We start from the raw sequence: 18,317 nt of genomic DNA, 5'->3' as shown, positions 1-18,317 counted from the left end.
TGCCGGATTTGAAGGATCCGGCACGGCGGGCTCGAGCTTTGGATTCGCATCGTCTTTGCCCGAAAGCCGGCACCACCTTTCGGGACGATGCTGAAGCGGGACTGCCGGGCCGATGAGGCAGATCGAGCGCTACATCTTTCGGATCGCCCTGGGCGCCACCCTCGCCTGCCTGATCGGGCTGACGGGCACGATCTGGCTGACGCAGGCCCTGCGCGAGCTCGACCTCGTGACCGCCAAGGGCCAGACATTGCTGGTCTTCCTCTTCGTCACGGGCCTGTCCCTGCCGACCCTCGTGGTGGTGATCGCCCCCGTCGCCCTGTTCATCGGCACGATCTACGCCCTCAACAAGTTGAACGGCGATTCCGAGCTGATCGTCATGTCGGCGGCCGGGATGCCGCCCCGCTCGCTCCTGCGCCCCTTCCTGACACTGGCGCTGTTCGTCAGCTTCCTGGTGGGATTCCTGGTGGTGGTGGTGATGCCCGCGAGCTTCCAGGAGCTGCGCGACGTGATCACCCGGGTCCGCGGCGACTTCATCGCGAACGTCGTCAAGGAGGGGCAGTTCACCCAGCTCGACAACGGCATCACCTTCCACTTCCGCGAGCGCGGCCCGGGGGGCACCCTGAAGGGGCTGTTCATCCAGGACCGGCGTGAAGCCGGGAAGACGAAGGTCTACCTCGCCGAGCGCGGCAACGCGGCCGACGTCGAGGGACAGAGCTATCTGATCCTGGAGAACGGCAGCGTCCATCAGCAGCAGAAGGATTCCCGCGATTCGTCGATCCTGACCTTCGAGCGCTACACGATCGACCTCGCCGCCTTCGCGCCCCCGGATTCCGACACGATCTACAAGCCCCGGGAGCGATCGACGGCGCAGCTCCTGTTCCCCGACACGACCGAAGGCTACTACAAGCTGCAGAAGGGCCGGTTCCGGGCGGAGCTGCACGACCGGCTTTCCGCATGTCTCTACCCGCTGGCCCTGGTCTTCATCGCCTTCGCAGCGCTGGGCGACCCACGCACGACACGGCAGGGGCGCGGCGTCGCGGTCGCCGGGGCGATCCTCGCCGTGGTGGCCCTGCGCATCGGTGGCTTCGCGGCGGTCAGCGCCGCCGCGCGCAGCCCGGCGGCCGTGGGGGCGGTCTACGGCGTGCCGCTTCTGGCGATCGTCCTGTCGAGCCTCCTGATCTTCTTCGGACCGCGGGTGCGCGCATTCAACGCCGTCCTGGCCCGCTTCGTGCGCGGCCTGTTCCGCGGCCCGCGCCTGGCGCCGGCGGCCTGAACCCGATGATGCTGATCGGCCCCACCCTCGGGCGGTATTTCGCCGCCCGGTTCCTCCGCACGGTGCTCGGCGTGTTCGTCACCGTGTTCGCCCTGGTCTACACCCTGGACTTCGTCGAGCTCCTCCGCCGCGCTGGCGAGGCCCAGGGCGCCTCCGCGGGGCTGATGGCGCAGCTCTCGCTCTATCGCACCCCCGCGGTGGCCGAGGGCGTCCTGCCTTTCGCGATCCTGTTCGGCTCCATGGCGGCCCTGCTCCAGCTCTCGCGCAAGCTGGAACTGGTGGTCGCGCGGGCAGCCGGGATCTCGGCGTGGCAGTTCCTGCAGCCCGGCTTCTTCGTGGCCCTCACCCTCGGTGCGCTGGCCGTCGGCGTCTACAACCCGGTCTCGGCGCTGCTGAAACAGCGCTCCACCGAGATCGAGGCGAAGATCTTCGCCAAATCCACCAAGGCGAGTTCGGGCAAGGACCTCTGGATCCGCCAGAAGGGCCTCGACGGCGAGGCGATCCTCCGCGCCGAGACCGCCATCGAGGGCACGACCACCCTCGCCGGCGTGTCGGTCTTCACCTTCGACGCGGCCGGCAAGTTCGCCGAGCAGCTCGTCGCGGCCCGCGCCACGCTGCACGACGGCTACTGGGAACTCTCCGATGTGCGCGTTCTCACACCGGACACGCCCCCTGAGTCGTTCGACACCTACCTGATCGCCTCGAACCTCGACCCCGCACAGGTGCGTCAGGGGTTCACGCCCCCCGAATCTGTGCCTTTCTGGCAACTTCCCACAACGATCGCGCGGACCGAGCGGGCCGGTTTGGACGCCACCCGATACCGGCTCCAGTACGATGTCCTGTGGGCAAGGCCGGTGCTGTTCGTGGCCATGGTCATCGTCGCCGCAACCGTTTCCTTACGGTTCTTCCGCTTTGGTGGTGTCGGAAAACTCGTGCTCGGTGGCGTCGCGGCCGGCTTCGCTCTCTACGTGGTCCGACAGGTCATGGAGGGGCTCGGGGCGTCCGGACTCGTCGCCGCACCGGTGGCGGCCTGGTTCCCGGCCGTGGTAGGCAGTCTTCTCGGTACGCTCACGCTTCTGTACCAGGAAGACGGCTGACTTCCGCGAGCCTTCGCGGGACGGGAGACGGGTGTTGAGGTTGGTGGCGGCAGACGTCACAGGGGTTGGGACGCGCGTTGCGTAAGGTCGCCGACATCCTGCGGAAGGCTGGTTTCCGAGCTGTGCTGGCGCTCGCCGCGCCGCTGGCGGGGGGCCTGTCCGCCCATGCCCAGGGCCTGCCCGCCGTGACGGCCGGCAAGCCCGGCGACAAGCTCCTCGTCGAGGCCGACGAGCTGATCTACGACAACGACCACGGCACCGTGACGGCGCGGGGCAACGCCGAGCTGCATTACGGTCCGCGGACCCTGCAGGCCGACCGCGTGCGCTACGACCGGACTTCCGGCCGGGTCTTCGCCGAGGGCAATGTCCGCCTCACCGAGGCCGATGGCGGCGTCGTGACCGGCGCGCGCATGGAGCTCACCGACGACTTCAAGACCGGCTTCGTGGATGCCTTCCGCGGCCAGCAGACCGTCCAGCGCAAGTTCGAGACCGTGCGCACCCGGTTCTCTGCGCCCCGGGCCGAGCGCCTGAACGGCGAGCAGACGAGCTTCGAGTCCGGCAGCTACACGGCCTGCGAGCCGTGCAAGGACAACCCTGAGACGCCGCCGCTGTGGCAGATCAAGGCGAAGAAGATCATCCACGACAACGAGACCCACACGGTCTACTTCGACGACTCGACGCTCGAGATCGCCGGGATCCCGGTGGCCTACCTGCCGTATTTCGAGGCGCCGGATCCGACGGTGAAGCGCAAGACCGGCTTCCTGACGCCACGCTTCATCACGACGACCGCCCTCGGCAACGGCGTGTCGCTTCCCTACTTCATCAATCTGGCACCGAACTACGATCTGACGGTGACGCCGACGCTGCTCAGCCGGCAGGGCCTGCTCGCGCAGGGCGAGTTCCGCCAGCGGATCGACAACGGCTTCTACAACATCCGCCTGTCGGGCATCTCGCAGACGACGCCCTCGGCCTTCCTGCCGAGCCCCCTCGGCGCCGGCGAGCGCGATTTCCGCGGCTCGGTGGAGTCGCAGGGCCGGTTCTACATCAACCCGCGCTGGCGTACGGGCTGGGACCTCGTCGGCGTCACCGACAAGTGGTTCCTCGACAATTACCGGATCCGCAACCAGAACATCACCACGGACTATTTCCGTGAGGCGACCTCGACGGCGTACCTGATCGGCCAGGGCGACCGCTCGTGGTTCGAGGCGCGGGGCTACTACTTCAAGGGCCTGTCGAGCTTCGACTGGCAGAAGCAGCAGCCGATCGTCGCCCCGGTCATCGACTACGACAAGCGGGTCAATGGCCCCTCGGAGATCGGCGGCGAGGTGCGCTTCCAGGCGAACATCACCAGCCTGACCCGCGAGACCACGCAGTACCAGGGCCTGCCACGGACCTCGAGCTACCTGTTCTCGCCGAGCGTCAACGGCGTCAGCTTCCCGCTCTACCAGACCTGCACGGTCTTCCAGCGCGGCCTCTGCGCGATCGACGGGCTCGCCGGCACCAACACCCGCGCCTCCGCGGAACTGTCCTGGCGCCGCAGCTTCATCGACGACTGGGGCCAGAAGTTCACGCCGTTCGCGTATATGCGCACGGACGCGTTCTTCACCAATCCGAGCTTCTCCGGCTACCAGAACGATCTCGCGCCGCAGGTGGCGAAGATCGACGACGGCTTCGCCGGCCGGGTCATGCCGGCGATTGGCCTCGATTACCGCTACCCGTTCGTCGCCAATTTCGGCGCGCTCGGCGTCCACACCCTGGAGCCGATCGGCCAGATCATCGCGCGCCCGTCGGAGACCCGGATCGGCCGCCTGCCGAACGAGGACGCGCAGAGCCTCGTCTTCGACGACACGTCGCTGTTCGAATGGGACAAGTTCTCGGGCTACGACCGGGTCGAAGGCGGCGTGCGCACCAATCTCGGCGGCCAGTACTCCGTCGTGACCCCGTCCGGCTGGTACGCGAACGTGCTGTTCGGCGAGTCCATCCAGCTCGCGGGCGTCAACTCGTTCCGTCGCGGCGACATCGCCAATACCGGCCTGGATTCCGGGCTCGAGACGCAGCGATCGGACTTCGTCGGCCGGTTCCAGGTCTCGCCGAACCAGAACATCACGTTCATCAGCCGTGCCCGGTTCAACCAGGCCGACTTCCACGTGGCGCGGTTCGAGACCGGCGTGACGGCACGATTCGCGCCGTTCGCGCCGCTGACGCTGTCGGCTTTCTATTCCTACTACGAGGCGCAGCCGCTGCTCGGCTACAGCCATTATCGCGAAGGCGTCACGGCGTCCGCGACCTACAACATCACGCCGAACTGGTTCGTGTCGGGCTCGCTGCTCGTCGACCTCACGCACTACCTGGACGTGCGCAACACCTATACGGATGCCCTGAGCTCCTATCTGGCGAACCCGATCGGAACCGTGCCGATCTACCAGAATCCGGGGCGCTTCTATCTCTCGGGGGCGAGCTTCGGCGGCGGCTATCAGGACGAATGCACCACCGTCTCGCTGAACTACATCAATTCCCCGATCGCGACGGCCACCGGCGTCCGCGAGCGCAACCAGACCGTCCTGCTGCGGGTCGAACTCAAGACGCTGGGTGAGGCGGATCTGCGCCAGAACGTCGGCACCGCCACCACCGCGGACGGCATCGCCTCGGTGCGGTAAAGTCCCGCTCTCCGCGTCTGTGGGCCTCAGGATCCGTGGACCTGCGATCTCCGGCGGCTCGGACCCGTGGCGTCGAGGATGCGCCCGCGCCCCGCCGGCGCTATAGACCGCCCATGCCGCCCCTCGCCCTCACCCTCGGAGATCCTGCCGGCATCGGTCCGGAGCTGGCGCTCAGCGCGTGGCTCGGACGGGGCGGCACGGAGCCGCTGCCGCCGTTCTTCCTCGTGGCCGATCCGGACTTCGTCGAGCGCCTCGCCCACCGCCTCGGCCGCCCCGTTCCGGTGGCCGAGGTCGATCCCGAGACCGCCGCCGAGGTGTTCCCGCGCGCCCTCCCGGTGGTGTCGCTGCCGAGCGGCGCCCGCGTCGCCGCCGAGCCGGGCGTGCCCGATTCCGTCAATGCCGGCGCGACCATCGAGTCGATCACGGCGGCGGTGGCGTTCGTGAAGGCCGGACGCGCGAGCGCAGTGGTCACCAACCCCATCGCCAAGTTCGTGCTGACCCGGACGGGGTTCGCCCATCCGGGCCACACCGAGTTCCTGGCCGCCCTCTCGGTGCCGCCCGGCCAGACGCCGCCCAGGCCTGTGATGATGATCTGGAGCCCGGAGCTCTCGGTGGTTCCGGTGACGATCCACGTGCCGCTGAAGGACGTGCCGGCCCTGCTCACCCAGGACCTCGTCGAGGAGACCGCCTTGATCGTCGCCCGGGACCTGCGCGACCGGTTCGGTCTGCCGGAGCCGCGCCTCGTCCTCGCGGGCCTCAACCCGCATGCGGGCGAGGCCGGGACGATCGGCCATGAAGACCGCGACGTCCTCGCCCCCGCAGTGGCGCGGCTGCGGGCACAGGGCATCGACATCCGCGGGCCGCTCCCGGCCGACACCCTGTTCCACGCCCGCGCCCGGACCGCCTACGACGTCGCCCTCGCGCCCACGCACGACCAGGCCCTGATCCCGATCAAAACCATCGCGTTCGACGACGGCGTGAACGTCACCCTCGGCCTGCCCTTCGTGCGGACCTCACCGGACCACGGCACGGCCTTCGATATCGCCGGTCAGGGCATCGCCCGGCCCGACAGCCTCGTGGCGGCTTTGCGCCTCGCTGATCGGCTGGCCGCCAACGCGGCGGTGCGACGCGGTCCGTTGGGCGGTGCCGAAATCATCCCGTTCAGCGTCTATGCCGGGCGGCCGCGATCCCCGGGCGCCCACCACTTCGACGCCGAGGACGAGCTGTGAGGGAGCCATCATGAGCGCCGGGGACGGTCTTCCGCCGCTGCGCGACGTCGTCGCCCGCCACGGCCTGGAGCCGAAGAAGGCGCTCGGCCAGAACTTCCTGTACGACCTCAACCTGACCGGGCGGATCGCCCGGGCAGCGGGGCCCCTCGCGGGTGTGACCGTGGTGGAGGTCGGCCCCGGTCCGGGCGGCCTGACGCGCGCGCTCCTCGCCGAGGGCGCCGCCCGCGTCGTGGCGATCGAGCGCGACCCGCGCGCCCTGCCGGCGCTCGCCGAGATCGCCGCCCATTATCCGGGACGCCTCGAGGTGGTCGACGCCGACGCCCTCGCCTTCGATCCGCGGCCGCTGGTGGGCGATGGTCCCGCCCGGATCGTCGCCAACCTGCCCTACAATGTCGGCACGGCGCTGCTCACCGGCTGGCTCGACGGCGAAGCCTGGCCGCCCTGGTGGGATCAGGCCGTGCTGATGTTCCAGCGGGAAGTCGCAGAGCGCATCGTCGCCAGCCCCGAGGAGCGGGCCGATTACGGCCGGCTCGGCGTGTTCTGCGGCTGGCGGACCGAGGCCGAGATCCTGTTCGACGTGAGCCCTTCGGCGTTCGTGCCGCCACCGAAGGTGACGTCGAGCGTGGTGCGGCTTGTGCCGCGGGCGGAGCCCTTGCCCTGCCGCGCCGGTGCGCTGGAAGCCGTCACCCGCGCGGCCTTCGGCCAACGCCGGAAGATGCTGCGTCAGAGCCTCAAGGCGCTGACGCCCGAGCCCGGCATCCTGCTGGCCGCGGCCGGGCTCGTCGAGACGGCGCGGGCCGAGGAAATCCCGGTGGCAGGCTTCGTCGATCTGGCGAACCGGTGGGACGCGCACAGAAAAGCCGGCACCGCGGGGGCGGCGCCGGCTTGAAAGCCTGCACGGCGGCTCCGGCCCGGAGGCCGGAGCGCGGCGCAATCAGCGGGTCTGCTGGATCGCCGAGAGCACCCAGCCGCGCCCGGGCTGGCGCAGGAAGGTCCAGAGCTCCGTCGCCTCGGACGTATCCGTCGAGACGACGCGGCCGCTGGCCCGCTCCACCATCACGTCCTTGAGGGCGTAGCGCATCGCCACGGTGGCGTAGTCGGTGCGATCCTCACCCCAGGCTTCCGCAAGATCGCCCTGCAGCAGCTTCACGTCCGAGATCGTGTTCACCACGCCGCGGGCCGCGTTGTTGCGCAGCTCCTCATCGAAGTAGCCGACCATCTCGGGCGTCGACAGGTTGCCCAGCGTCACCCGATCCTCGCGGGAATAGGCATCCTGAACGTCGCCGAGCAGCCGCTCGAACGCCTGATAGTCGGCCGGGCCGATCTGGACCGGGCGTGTCTGCGGCGGCCGCTGGCCACCGCCGAACATGCCGGCGGCGGGGCCGGCCGGAGCACCGCCCATCGGGCCGCGCGCGCCGGGCTCGTCGTTGAGCGACGAGCGGGCATAGGGGGCACCGGCGCCGGCCGGCTCGTTCCGGCGGCGGAAGAAGCGCAGGGCCAGCATCACCACGAGCACGACGAGCCCGACCTGGAACAGGAGGCCGATCATCGAGGCGAGGCCACCGAGGCCGCCGAAGAAGCCGCCGCCGAGGAGTGCGCCGATCAGGCCGGCACCCAGCAGGCCCGCGAAGAAGCCGCCGCCGAACCGCCGGCCGGGCGCGGCCGGAGCCTGCATGCCGGGGCTGCCCATGCCGGGGGACGGCGCGGTCTGCGAACGCTGCATGGTCATGCCGCCGCCCGGGGCCGTCGGCGTGGCCGAGGGGGCCGTGTAGGTGCGCGAGCCACGGGATCCGAACGATCCGCCGCCGCCCGGACGGGCTTCCGCGACGGGCGCCGCGACGGTCAGCGCAGCGGCCAGCGCCAGGAGGGCGGCCACACGCCGGCGGCGCGAAATCTCAGTAAACATGTACACGCCTCAGAGGACGAGAACCGAAGAGCGCGGAGCGCCAGTGACGATATGGGAACGGCTCGGCTCGGGTTTTAGTCCTGCCCGACGGCGCCGGGATGACGTTTTCCACGGGATCGCCCCCCGTCCATGGACGCGGTGAACGGCGATCCGGTCGAGCCGGGCACGCCGAACGCCCGCTGCCCGGGGTTGCGTTGCGCCGCGCGTCGGACCCGGCGGCTCAGTGGAGAGTGCGCTCGGGAGCCGCCGGAAAGACGAGGCGCACCTGGGTCCCCTCCCCGCTGCGGCTGTCGAGGGTGATGGTGCCGTTCTGGCGCTTCATCAGCCCATGCACGATCGCGAGGCCCGCGCCGCGCCCCGCCTCGTGACTGGTCTGAAACGGCGCCAGGGCCCGGGTGAGCATCTCGGGCGACATGCCCAGCCCCGTATCCCCGACCGCGATCCCGACGCTGCCGAGGCCCGGCTGCTGCAAGGACCGGTCGCCGGGATCGATCCGGAAGGTCGACAGCGTCAGCGTTCCCCCGGACGGCATGGCCTCGCAGGCGTTGGCGACGAGATGCCGCAGGGCGAACTCGATCTGGGTCGGATTGCTGATCGCCCGGGGCAGGCCCGGCGTCGCCGCGACGGTGAGACGGATGCCCGGCGGCAGATCGGGCTCGAGGCGGCCTGCGAGATCCGCCACGATCGCGTCGAGGTCCACCGCCCGGACGTCGGGCGCGATGCGTCGGGAATAGGCCAACAGGTGCCGGGTCAGGATCGCCGCCCGCTCGGTGGCGTCGGCTGAGCGGGCGATCGCCCGCTGGATGAACGGCTCCTGCCGGTCTCCGAGGCGACGTTTCAGCCCGTCGATGTAGCCGATCAGGATCTGCAGGAAGTTGTTGAACTCGTGCGCCACGCTGTTGGTCAGCAGCCCCAGTGCCTCGCGCTGGCGGGAGAGGGCGAGCGCCCCCTCGGCCTCGCGGCGCGCCGTGACGTCGAGGATCTGGCCGATGCGGTTGCGGGTGCCGGGAAGCGGCGCCGTGTCCAGATGGGCCCAGAAGGTGGTCCCGTCCGCGCGTGCGGCCAGGAATTCCTGACTCGCGGGGCCGACGGGATCGAGCGCCGTCGTGCGATGGGCCAGCATAAGGTCCAGACCCTGCGCGGCGAGCCGCTCGGCCGGATACCCGGCGAGATGCTCCAGGGCCGGGTTGGCGTGGAGGACACGGCCCTGCGGATCGAGCAGGAGGCTGGGCGTCGGCAGCGCGTCGAGCAGCGAGCGGGCCTCGCCGCCGAGCGGCTCCCCCCTGCCCGCACTGTGATCCGTCCCGGGCTGCACCATGCTGCGTTCGCGCTCAGCGGATGCGGAAGGTCCGCGACGGGCCAGCGATAGCGATGAACGGCGTCATGGCCAAGCGCCGGCCGCCGTGAGCACCGTCTACTGGCGCACCCACATGACCCGCGCCATCCAGGCGATCTCGCCGAGATTCAGGACTCGGTCCTCGTGTTCGGGGTTCAGGGAGGCCAGCTCCACGGTCCGGGCCGTGCGCCGCTTCAGCTCCTTGGCCAGGACCTCGCCGCCATGCAGGCGGACCACGACGCGGTCGCCCTTGCGGACGCTGGCCGTGGGCGACACGATCAGCACGTCGCCGTCCCGGAACAGCGGCAGCATGGAATCGCCCTGGATCTCCAGCGCGAAGGCCCGCTCCTCCCCGAGATCCGGAAACTCGATCTCCTCCCAGCCCGCGCCGCCGGTGGGCATGCCCTCGTCGGTGAACAGGCGGCCGGCGCCGGCCTGCGTCAGGCCGATCAGCGGAACCATGGTGCGGGCGGGAATCTCCCGCGCCTCGATGAGCCGCAGGAACTCGTCGAGGCTCGATCCGGTCGCAGCCAGGACCTTGGACACCGATTCCGTGGAGGGCCAGCGCTTGCGGCCGTCGGCGCCCACGCGCTTCGAGCGGTTGAAGCTCGTGGCGTCGAGGCCGGCGCGGCGGGCGAGCCCGGAGGCCGAGTAGCCGTGGCGCTCGGCGAGCCGGTCGATGGCGTTCCAGATCTGCTCGTGCGACAGCATCGCGGACTCGGAGGCTCACCCTCAGCGGGCCGGCACCCCCGTCTCACCAGCCGGGATCCGGCTGCCTCGGGGGCACGGAGACGGTTTGTCCGCCGGGTCCGTTCAAAACCCGCCGGGTACGCGCGGAGATACTTGACAATTTACTTTCCGGATCCGCTCTGCCGGTCCGGACAGGGCTGTGTGACGTCCAGCCTAGTTGTAGGAAAGTAGAACTACGGGCGTCAGATTGCAATCGCTCCTCGAATCGGCAGAGCGCATCGGTGTTGCCGCCGGCGCCCGGCGCCTCTATCGACGCGTCGGTTCCGGGGAGCTTCGATGCCGCTCATCTACAAGATCTGTCCGCGTGCCCTGTGGCGCGAGGCCGAGGCCGCGGGCCAATTCACGGGGGCGCCGATCGATCGCCAGGACGGCTTCATCCATTTCTCGACGGCCGCCCAGGTCGCCGAGACGGCCGCCCGACACTTCGCCGGACAGGACGACCTGCTCCTCGTTGCGGTCGAGGCCGAGGCGCTCGGCGACGGCCTGCGCTACGAGGCCTCCCGGGGGGGCGATCTGTTCCCGCACCTCTACGGTCCGCTGCCGCTCTCGGCCGTGGTCGCGGTGGACGAAATGCCGCTGGACGGCGACGGGCGGCACGCATTTCCGGCCGGGATCCTGCCGGCATGATCGACGCCGCCTTCCCGCTCGTCCGGCCGCTCCTCCATCGCCTTGACGCGGAGCGCGCGCACGACCTGACGCTGCGCGCCCTGGCGCTCCTTCCGGCGGCTGGCCCGCCGACGGACGACCCGCGGCTCGCCGTCGACCTGCTCGGGCGCCGCTTCCCCAACCCGGTCGGCCTCGCCGCCGGCTTCGACAAGGGCGCGCGCGTTCCCGACGCGTTGCTGAGCCTCGGCTTCGGCTTCGTCGAGGTGGGCGGGGTGGTGCCGCGGCCGCAGCCCGGCAACCCGCGGCCGCGGGTGTTCCGCCTGACCGCCGACCGGGCGGTGATCAACCGCTTCGGCCTCAACAGCGAGGGGGTGTCGGTGGTGGCCGGCCGGTTGCGTGCCCGGAAAGGCCGCTCCGGGATCGTCGGCGTCAACATCGGCGCCAACAAGGAGTCCACCGACCGCCTCGCCGACTACGCGGCCTGCACCGCCGCCCTCGCGCCGCTGGTCGATTTCGTCACCGTCAATGTCTCCTCGCCCAACACCCCGGGCCTGCGCGACCTCCAGGGCGAGGCCTTCCTCGACGAACTGCTCGCTCGGACGGTCGAGGCCCGCGACGCGGCGGGTGCCGACGCGGCGATCCTCCTGAAGATCGCCCCCGACATGGCGTTGGGCGCCCTCGACGCGGTCTGCGCAACGGCGCAACGGCGCGGCGTCCAGGCCCTCGTCGTGTCCAACACCACCGTGGCCCGTCCGGCGAGCCTCCGCGAGCAGGGGCTCGCTCGGGAGACCGGCGGGCTGTCGGGGCGGCCGCTCTTCGGCCCGGCGACCCGGATGCTGGCCCAGACGCGCCTGCGGGTCGGAGACACGATTCCGCTGATCGGCGTCGGCGGCGTAGATTCGGCGGAGGCCGCCTGGGCCAAGATCCGGGCCGGGGCCAGTCTCGTGCAGCTCTACTCCGCGCTCGTGTACGAGGGCCCGGGACTGGTCGGGCGCATCAAGGCGGGCCTGCTGGCGCAGATGGACCGGGCCGGCGTCACCAGCCTCGCCACGGTGGTCGGACGGGACGCCGCGGAACTCGCCCGCACCGCGTGAGAGGGGACGCGCCAGTTTAGAAAGGCTTTGCGGAGTGGGAGCTTAGCCTGTGCCCCATGCATGAGGGGCCTGCGCCCGCACGCCATTGTGAGGGACCTGGAGAGCCGCTTATCTCGCGTCTGCGAGACACGTCGCGTCAGCCAATCCAGGACGGTTCATGGCCCAATCTGAAGGGTCTTCCAAGCGCTCATCCGCCGCCGGCGGCTGGGGCGCTCTGAAGAGCTGCGGCAAGCACCTGCTCGGCAGCCGCGCGCCCCTCACCGGCGCCCGCGCGCTGTTGAAGGCCAACCAGCCCGACGGGTTCGACTGCCCCGGCTGCGCCTGGGGCGACCCGGAGCACGGCTCGTCCTTCGAGTTCTGCGAGAACGGCGTGAAGGCGGTCTCCTGGGAGGCCACCGACAAGCGCACGAAGCCGTCCTTCTTCGCCAAGCACACGCTGACCGAGCTGCGGGACTGGAGCGACTACGCCCTCGAGGGCCAGGGCCGCCTGACGCATCCGATGCGCTACGACGCGGCGAGCGACCGCTACCTGCCGGTGAGCTGGGACGCGGCCTTCGCGGAGATCGGCGCGACCCTGCGCGGGCTCGACCATCCGGACCAGGCCGAGTTCTACACCTCGGGCCGCGCCTCCAACGAGGCCGCCTACCTGTACCAGCTCTTCGCCCGGGCCTACGGGACCAACAATTTCCCCGACTGCTCGAACATGTGCCACGAGGCGAGCGGCGTGGCGCTGATCGATGCGATCGGCATCGGCAAGGGCACGGTCCTGCTGGAGGATTTCGAGAAGGCGGACGCGATCTTCTGCGTCGGCCAGAATCCGGGGACCAACCATCCGCGGATGCTCGGCGACCTGCGCCGGGCGGCCGAGCGCGGCGCCCAGGTCGTGGTGCTCAACCCGGTGCGCGAGCGCGGCCTGGAGCGGTTCGCCGATCCGCAGAACACCGTCGAGATGCTCCGCGGCTCGAGCCGCCCCATCGCCAGCCACTATCTGCAGCCGCGCTCGGGCGGCGACATGGCGGCCTTCCGGGGCATCGCCAAGATCGTGTTCGCCCGCGACGCCGAGGCCCTGGCGGCCGGCCGGCCGTCGCTCCTCGACCAGGCCTTCCTGGAGCACCACACCGCCGGTCTCGACGCCTATCGGTCGGCCGTTGAGGCGACTTCCTGGGACGCGATCCTCGACCAGTCCGGCCTCACGATGGACGAGATCGCCGCTATGGCGGACGTCTATCTCGGCGCGCAGCGGGTCATCGCCACCTGGGCGATGGGCGTGACCCAGCATCGGCACTCGGTGGCGACGATCCGGGAGATCGCCAACCTCCTGTTCCTGCGCGGCCATATCGGCCGCCCCGGCGCGGGCCTGTGCCCGGTCCGGGGCCACTCGAACGTGCAGGGCGACCGCACGGTCGGCATCAACGAGCGCCCCTCCGCGTCCCTTCTGGACGCCCTGGAGCAGCATTTCGGCCTCGCCATGCCGCGCCGGCACGGCCACAACGTACTCGCGGCGATCCGCGCCATGCGGGACGGCACGTCCAAGGCCTTCATCGGGCTCGGCGGCAATTTCCTGCGGGCGACGCCCGACACGCCGGTGGTGGCGCAGGCGCTGGCGTCGTGCCGGCTCACCGTCCACATCGCCACGAAACTCAACCACGCCCATCTGGTGCCCGGCGCGGTCGGCTACCTGCTGCCCTGCCTCGGCCGCACCGAGATCGACCGGACCGAAGAGGGCAAGATCCAGATCGTGACCGTCGAAGATTCGATGAGCATGGTCCACGGGTCGGGCGGCATCAACAAGCCGGCCTCGAAGGAGCTGCGGTCCGAGATCGCCATCATCGCCGGGATGGCGCAGGCGACTCTCGGCGCCTCCGCCATCGACTGGGCCGGCTTCGCCGCGGATTACGACCGGATCCGCGAGGCGATCGCCGCCACGATCCCGGGCTTCACCGGCTACAACACCCGCGTGCGTAAGCCCCGCGGCTTCATGCTGCGCAACCTCGCCGCCGAGCGGGTGTTCGAGACGGCCACCGGCCGGGCCAATTTCTCGGCGGATGCGCTGCCGGCCGAAACCGAACATCAGGCCGCCCGGAAGGCCCGCGACACGTTCGTGCTGCAGACGTTCCGCAGCCACGACCAGTACAACACCACGATCTACGGGATGGATGACCGCTACCGCGGCGTCTACGGCGAGCGCCGCGTCCTGTTCGCCCATCCGGACGACCTCGCGGCGATCCGCGACCGGCTCGGCGAGCGCGTCGACATCGTGGGCACGCACGACGACGGCATCACCCGCCGCGCGGAGAATTTCCGCCTCGTGCCCTTCGACATGCCGCGGGGATCGCTGGCCGGCTACTATCCGGAGCTGAACGTGCTGGTGCCCCTGTCGACCTTCGGCGAGAAGAGCGACACGCCGACCTCCAAGTCCGTGCTGGTGACCCTGCAGGCGCCCGTGGCCGCGTGAGCCAGGGCCCCGACGAGGCGGCGTTCGTCGCCGCCCTCGACCGGGTTTCGGCCGCTCATCCCGGCCTCGACCCGTTGTCGGCGGGTCTCCTGGCGGCGCTGGATCTCGGCCTGCCGGGCGACAGCCGCGCCTTCGCCCGCACCTTCGGGGTGGAGCACGCCCTCGTGCTGCGGTCGCTGGTCGGCCTGGAGGAGGCGGGGCTCGTCGTGGTCACGGCGCGCGACGGGCGCACCCAGCGGACGCGCTACGAATCCGCCGGGTGCGCCACGTGATGAACAAACGCGGACCCGTCATCACGAGGGTCGCGCGATGACCCAGGCCTGCGCGACACGGCAGAGATTGGCGCTGCGGGCTGGAAGACGGTTCAGAACCCCTTCGCCTTGATCGCCTCGGCCCAGGTGACCGCCCGGCGGTTCACGCCGAGGTGCTGCCGCTCGTAGAGCCGACCCTCCAGCTTGATCGCGCCGCGCTTGGCATATTCCGGGCGCTCGAACGCCTCGATCACCAGCTTGGCCCGGCGCACCTCCTCCTCGGTGGGGGCGAAGGACGTGTTGGCGGGCTCCAGCTGCGTCGGGTGGATCAGCGTCTTGCCGTCGAAGCCCAGGTCGCGGGCCTGACGGCACTCTTCGCGACAGCCTTCGGTATCGGCGATGTCGTTGTACACGCCATCGAGGATGGCCAAGCCCTCCGACCGGGCCGCGGCCAGCGCCATCATCATCCAGGGCAGCATCGGCACGCGGCCGGGCACGATCTTGGCCCAGGTGTCCTTGGCGAGGTCGTTGGTGCCCAGCACAAGGCAGGTCAGGCGGTTGCGCGGATCGCGCTTGGCCCGTGCGATCTCCTGGATGTTGAGGATCGAGGCCGGCGTCTCGATCATCGCCCAGATCGCGATGCCCTCCGGGGCGTCGAGGGATTCGAGCCGGTCGGCGATGCTCTCCAGCACCGCCGGCGACGAGACCTTCGGCATCAGGATCGCGTCGGGCTTGGCTTCGATGGCGGCGTGGAGATCGGCCTCACCCCAGGGGGTCTGCGGGGCGTTGACCCGGATGATCAGCTCGCGGCTGCCGTAAGCGCCGCTCTTCACGGCGGCGCAGACCTGCTCCCGGGCGATCTCCTTTTCCTCCGGACCGACGGCATCCTCGAGGTCGAGAATGATGCTGTCCACCGGCAGGGTCTTGGCCTTGTCGAGCGCCCGCTGGTTCGAGCCGGGCATGTAGAGCACGCTCCGGCGCAGGCGCAGATCGGTCGTCGTGGCCATCGGCTTCTCCCTCCTGGGCCGTCGCGCGGCCTCCTGTCGTTGCACTGCACCCTAAAGCACGAAACCGGCCGCGCCACACCTTGACGATCGGGGCCGGTGAGTTCCCGGGCGGTTTGATACCGCGGCCTCTCTGCGCAGATCGAAGCCGCGGTTTGGTCATGTTCCGCCGCTTAAAGGCCGGACGAAACCAATTCTTGGAACCCGGAAACTCGACGATGCGCAAAGTCTTGGTCACCCTGGCCTTGCTCGGGACATTGGCGGCACCCGAGGCGGCCCGGGCCCAGAGCCGGACCACCCTCGGCGTCGGCTCCGGCGCGGTCGCGGGGGCGCTGGTCGGCGGGCCGATCGGTGCCGTCGCGGGCGCCGTGGTCGGCGGCTTCGTGGGGAACTCGACGGAGCGCGGGCGCCGCCATGTCCGCCGGGGCCGCCGCTACGGCTCCGCGGCGCCGCGCCGGTCCTACCCGCGTCGGGCGGAGGCCGTCATGCCGCGCACCACGGGCACCGTCGCCCGCGCCGCGCCGTCCGCCCAGCCCACCACCTGGAAGGATCCGCGCTAGCAGGCCGCTCGCCTCGCACGGACGCGGAATCCGCCTAGGCCGCCTGTTCGCGGGCGGAGGACGCAGGCTCCCGGAACGTCTCCCGGGCGAGGCCCGGGAAGGCGATCGCCTGTCCGAGGCCCCGGGCGCCCAGGAAGCCCACGAAGGCGAGCCACAGCCCGGTATTGCCGAGGCCCAGGCTCTCGACCAGCACGAGGATCGCGCAATAGGCGGCGAGCGCGCACGCCATCAGGTTGCGCATCGCCCGGGTCCAGGTCGCGCCGATGTAGATCCCGTCATACGCGAAGGGCGCAGCGGCGGCGAGCGGCGCCAGGGCCGCGAGGACGAGGTAGGAGCGCGCCGCCTCGCGCACCGGCCCGTTCGTCGTCACGGCATCGATGAAGGCCGCGCCGCCCGCCAGCGACAGCAGGCTGACCGCGAGCCCGAAGCCGAGGCACCAGCGCAGGCACAGGGTGGCGGCCGCATCGAATGCGTCCGCGTCCCGGGCGCCCACCGCCTGGCCGCAGAGGGTCTCGGCCGCCGTGGCGAAGCCGTCGAGGAAGAACCCGCCGATCAGGAAGAGATTCCACAGGACCGAGTTCGCCGCCAGCACCACGTCGCCCTGCCGGGCGCCCAGCGCCGAGAACAGCACGATGCCGGTGATCAGGGCGAGCGTCCGCAGGATCACGTCGCCGTTGACGCTGAGCGTCCGGCGGAGCGCCGTGGCGTCGCGGAGATCGCGCAGCGGCACCCGGAACGGCCGCGCGCCGAGGCGCGCCAGGAGGACCAGCCCGAGGCCGAGCCCGAGGGCCTCGGCGCCCAGCGTCGCCAGCGCCGCCCCGGCGAGCCCGAGGCCGAAGCCCAGGACCAGGGTGAGCGTCAGCGCGACATTGGTCAGGTTGATCGCGACCTGCAGCAGCAGGCCCAGATCGGTGCGCCCGCGCCCCAGGACCGAGCCGAGCACGCCGTAGCTCGCCAGCACGAAGGGCGCGGACAGGATGCGGATGTGGAAATAGGTCGCAAGGCCCGCAATCACGGCCTCGCTCGCCCCGCTGATCCGGAAGGCGAGCTGGGCGAGCGGTTCCTGCAGGACCACCAGGACCAGGCCGATCAGGGCGCCCGCCGCCAGCGCCCGGGCCAGGATGCGATCGACCTCGGGCTCGTCTTGTCCGCCGACCGCCTGCGCGGTCAGGCCGGCGGTCGCCATGCGAAGCGCCCCGAACGACCAGAAGATCGCGTCGAAGATCACCGCGCCGAGGGCGATGGCGCCGAGCAGCGCCGCGTCGCCGAGCCGGCCGATCACCGCCGCCCCGACGAAGCCGAGCATCGGCGTCGTGACGTTGGCGACCGTCATCGGCAGCGCCAGAGCCAGGACGCGGCGGTTCGTCGGGCGGCCGGAACTGGCGGCGTGCATCAGGCCTCACGCTGGAAAGCTGCGCCGTCCGTGCAAAGCCGGACGAGGGCATCGGCGGGTCAGGCTCCCAGGCTCCGCTCCGCGGCGCCGGGATGACGGGCCTGACCGTGCCGGTCGGCCTCGGATTCGGTCAGCGCGAGACGGCGAAGAGGCGCGCGATCAGCCAGAGCGGCACGACCACGATCGCCCCGGCGAGGATCCAGCCGCCGAAATCGTGGAGCGAGGCGAGCCCGACATCGATCAGCGCCCGCGCCGAATCATAGACGTGCCAGAACAGCCGCCCGGGCGTGAGGCCGAGCATCGACATGAAGGCGCCGACCAGCACCGACAGGAACAGCAGGCGCAGGAACACGCCGGCGGGCGAGCCGCCGAGGAAGCGCCGGAGCGCCGAGGGTCGCGACCGGTAGGTCTCCGCCCCGTAGGGGGCGTTCGGCGGCGCGCCCTGCTGATAGCCTTGCCGGCGCCGGTCGTGATCGACGAGCATTGCGTCCTCGTGAAGCCTCAGGGCCTTCGGATCGGCGACGAAGCGGGCGGAACCGTGGCCGGCGCACCACACCGCGTCGAAACCGGAACGCGGATCGGGCGTTGGCGGGTTTCTCCTGCGCCGTGCAGATGGCAAGCGGCGACGCGCACGCCAAGATGCAGGGCCAAGATGCAGGACGGGGTGGGGCACGACGCCGGGTTGTCGCAGCGCCCCCTCGACCAA

At 70.8% G+C, this 18,317-nt stretch carries 16 protein-coding genes; 10 read left to right on the top strand and 6 right to left on the bottom strand.

The features are described from left to right. The first annotated feature begins 112 nt into the window (after window positions 1–112). The 5 genes from lptF (at window position 113) to rsmA (ending at window position 7,145) form a co-directional block, all read left to right on the top strand. The gene (gene lptF, locus P9K36_RS04155; protein WP_043755659.1) at window positions 113–1,273 is read left to right on the top strand and encodes an LPS export ABC transporter permease LptF; all 1,161 of its coding nucleotides are present in this window, start codon (window positions 113–115) and stop codon (window positions 1,271–1,273) included. 8 nt (window positions 1,274–1,281) lie between these two features. Further along, a complete protein-coding gene (gene lptG / locus P9K36_RS04150; protein WP_043760753.1) occupies window positions 1,282–2,370 on the top strand; it encodes an LPS export ABC transporter permease LptG in 1,089 nt (362 codons plus the stop codon). 77 nt (window positions 2,371–2,447) lie between these two features. Beyond that, window positions 2,448–5,027, top strand: coding sequence for an LPS-assembly protein LptD (locus P9K36_RS04145; RefSeq protein WP_278306588.1), 2,580 nt, complete (start codon window positions 2,448–2,450; stop codon window positions 5,025–5,027). 113 nt (window positions 5,028–5,140) lie between these two features. Continuing rightward, window positions 5,141–6,256: a 4-hydroxythreonine-4-phosphate dehydrogenase PdxA gene (gene pdxA / locus P9K36_RS04140; RefSeq protein ID WP_043755657.1), complete on the top strand. Its 1,116-nt coding sequence runs from the start codon at window positions 5,141–5,143 to the stop codon at window positions 6,254–6,256. Window positions 6,257–6,266: 10 nt separating this feature from the next. Further along, window positions 6,267–7,145, top strand: coding sequence for a 16S rRNA (adenine(1518)-N(6)/adenine(1519)-N(6))-dimethyltransferase RsmA (rsmA, locus tag P9K36_RS04135; RefSeq protein WP_278306587.1), 879 nt, complete (start codon window positions 6,267–6,269; stop codon window positions 7,143–7,145). 45 nt (window positions 7,146–7,190) lie between these two features. Here the strand turns inward: rsmA and P9K36_RS04130 are convergent, their stop codons facing one another. The 3 genes from P9K36_RS04130 to P9K36_RS04120 form a co-directional block, all read right to left on the bottom strand. Further along, the gene (locus P9K36_RS04130) at window positions 7,191–8,162 is read right to left on the bottom strand and encodes a TIM44-like domain-containing protein (RefSeq protein ID WP_278306586.1); all 972 of its coding nucleotides are present in this window, start codon (window positions 8,160–8,162) and stop codon (window positions 7,191–7,193) included. A gap of 220 nt (window positions 8,163–8,382) precedes the next feature. Beyond that, window positions 8,383–9,480: an ATP-binding protein gene (locus P9K36_RS04125; protein WP_278306585.1), complete on the bottom strand. Its 1,098-nt coding sequence runs from the start codon at window positions 9,478–9,480 to the stop codon at window positions 8,383–8,385. A 96-nt stretch (window positions 9,481–9,576) separates the two neighbouring features. After that, window positions 9,577–10,209 (bottom strand): helix-turn-helix transcriptional regulator, encoded by a 633-nt coding sequence (locus P9K36_RS04120; protein ID WP_043355978.1) that lies wholly within the window; start codon window positions 10,207–10,209, stop codon window positions 9,577–9,579. A gap of 315 nt (window positions 10,210–10,524) precedes the next feature. Between P9K36_RS04120 and P9K36_RS04115 the strand changes: the two genes are divergently transcribed. The 4 genes from P9K36_RS04115 to P9K36_RS04100 all read left to right on the top strand — a co-directional run bounded on the left by P9K36_RS04115 (window position 10,525) and on the right by P9K36_RS04100 (window position 14,675). Then, window positions 10,525–10,875 (top strand): DUF952 domain-containing protein, encoded by a 351-nt coding sequence (locus P9K36_RS04115; protein WP_278306584.1) that lies wholly within the window; start codon window positions 10,525–10,527, stop codon window positions 10,873–10,875. Then, window positions 10,872–11,948, top strand: coding sequence for a quinone-dependent dihydroorotate dehydrogenase (locus P9K36_RS04110; RefSeq protein ID WP_278306583.1), 1,077 nt, complete (start codon window positions 10,872–10,874; stop codon window positions 11,946–11,948). Before P9K36_RS04115 ends, P9K36_RS04110 begins: the two co-directional genes overlap by 4 nt. 157 nt (window positions 11,949–12,105) lie before the next feature. After that, the gene (locus P9K36_RS04105; protein ID WP_043755647.1) at window positions 12,106–14,403 is read left to right on the top strand and encodes an FdhF/YdeP family oxidoreductase; all 2,298 of its coding nucleotides are present in this window, start codon (window positions 12,106–12,108) and stop codon (window positions 14,401–14,403) included. Then, window positions 14,400–14,675: a hypothetical protein gene (locus tag P9K36_RS04100; RefSeq protein WP_043351746.1), complete on the top strand. Its 276-nt coding sequence runs from the start codon at window positions 14,400–14,402 to the stop codon at window positions 14,673–14,675. Before P9K36_RS04105 ends, P9K36_RS04100 begins: the two co-directional genes overlap by 4 nt. A gap of 92 nt (window positions 14,676–14,767) precedes the next feature. Here P9K36_RS04100 and P9K36_RS04095 read toward each other — a convergent pair whose 3' ends face one another. After that, entirely contained in the window at window positions 14,768–15,661 is an 894-nt protein-coding gene (locus tag P9K36_RS04095) for a CoA ester lyase (protein ID WP_043383208.1), read from the bottom strand. Between the two features lie 215 nt (window positions 15,662–15,876). Between P9K36_RS04095 and P9K36_RS04090 the strand changes: the two genes are divergently transcribed. Continuing rightward, window positions 15,877–16,218 carry a hypothetical protein gene (locus P9K36_RS04090; protein ID WP_043383204.1) on the top strand — a complete coding sequence of 114 codons (342 nt, stop codon included), beginning with the start codon at window positions 15,877–15,879 and terminating at the stop codon, window positions 16,216–16,218. A 34-nt stretch (window positions 16,219–16,252) separates the two neighbouring features. Here the strand turns inward: P9K36_RS04090 and P9K36_RS04085 are convergent, their stop codons facing one another. Beyond that, window positions 16,253–17,611, bottom strand: coding sequence for an MATE family efflux transporter (locus tag P9K36_RS04085; protein ID WP_193376716.1), 1,359 nt, complete (start codon window positions 17,609–17,611; stop codon window positions 16,253–16,255). 130 nt (window positions 17,612–17,741) lie between these two features. Then, window positions 17,742–18,095 (bottom strand): DUF6460 domain-containing protein, encoded by a 354-nt coding sequence (locus P9K36_RS04080; protein ID WP_043351744.1) that lies wholly within the window; start codon window positions 18,093–18,095, stop codon window positions 17,742–17,744. Window positions 18,096–18,317: the final 222 nt, after the last annotated feature.

The organism is Methylobacterium sp. 391_Methyba4, from assembly GCF_029691625.1.
Lineage (GTDB): Bacteria > Pseudomonadota > Alphaproteobacteria > Rhizobiales > Beijerinckiaceae > Methylobacterium > Methylobacterium fujisawaense.
This window is presented reverse-complemented; position numbering and strand designations above follow the sequence as displayed.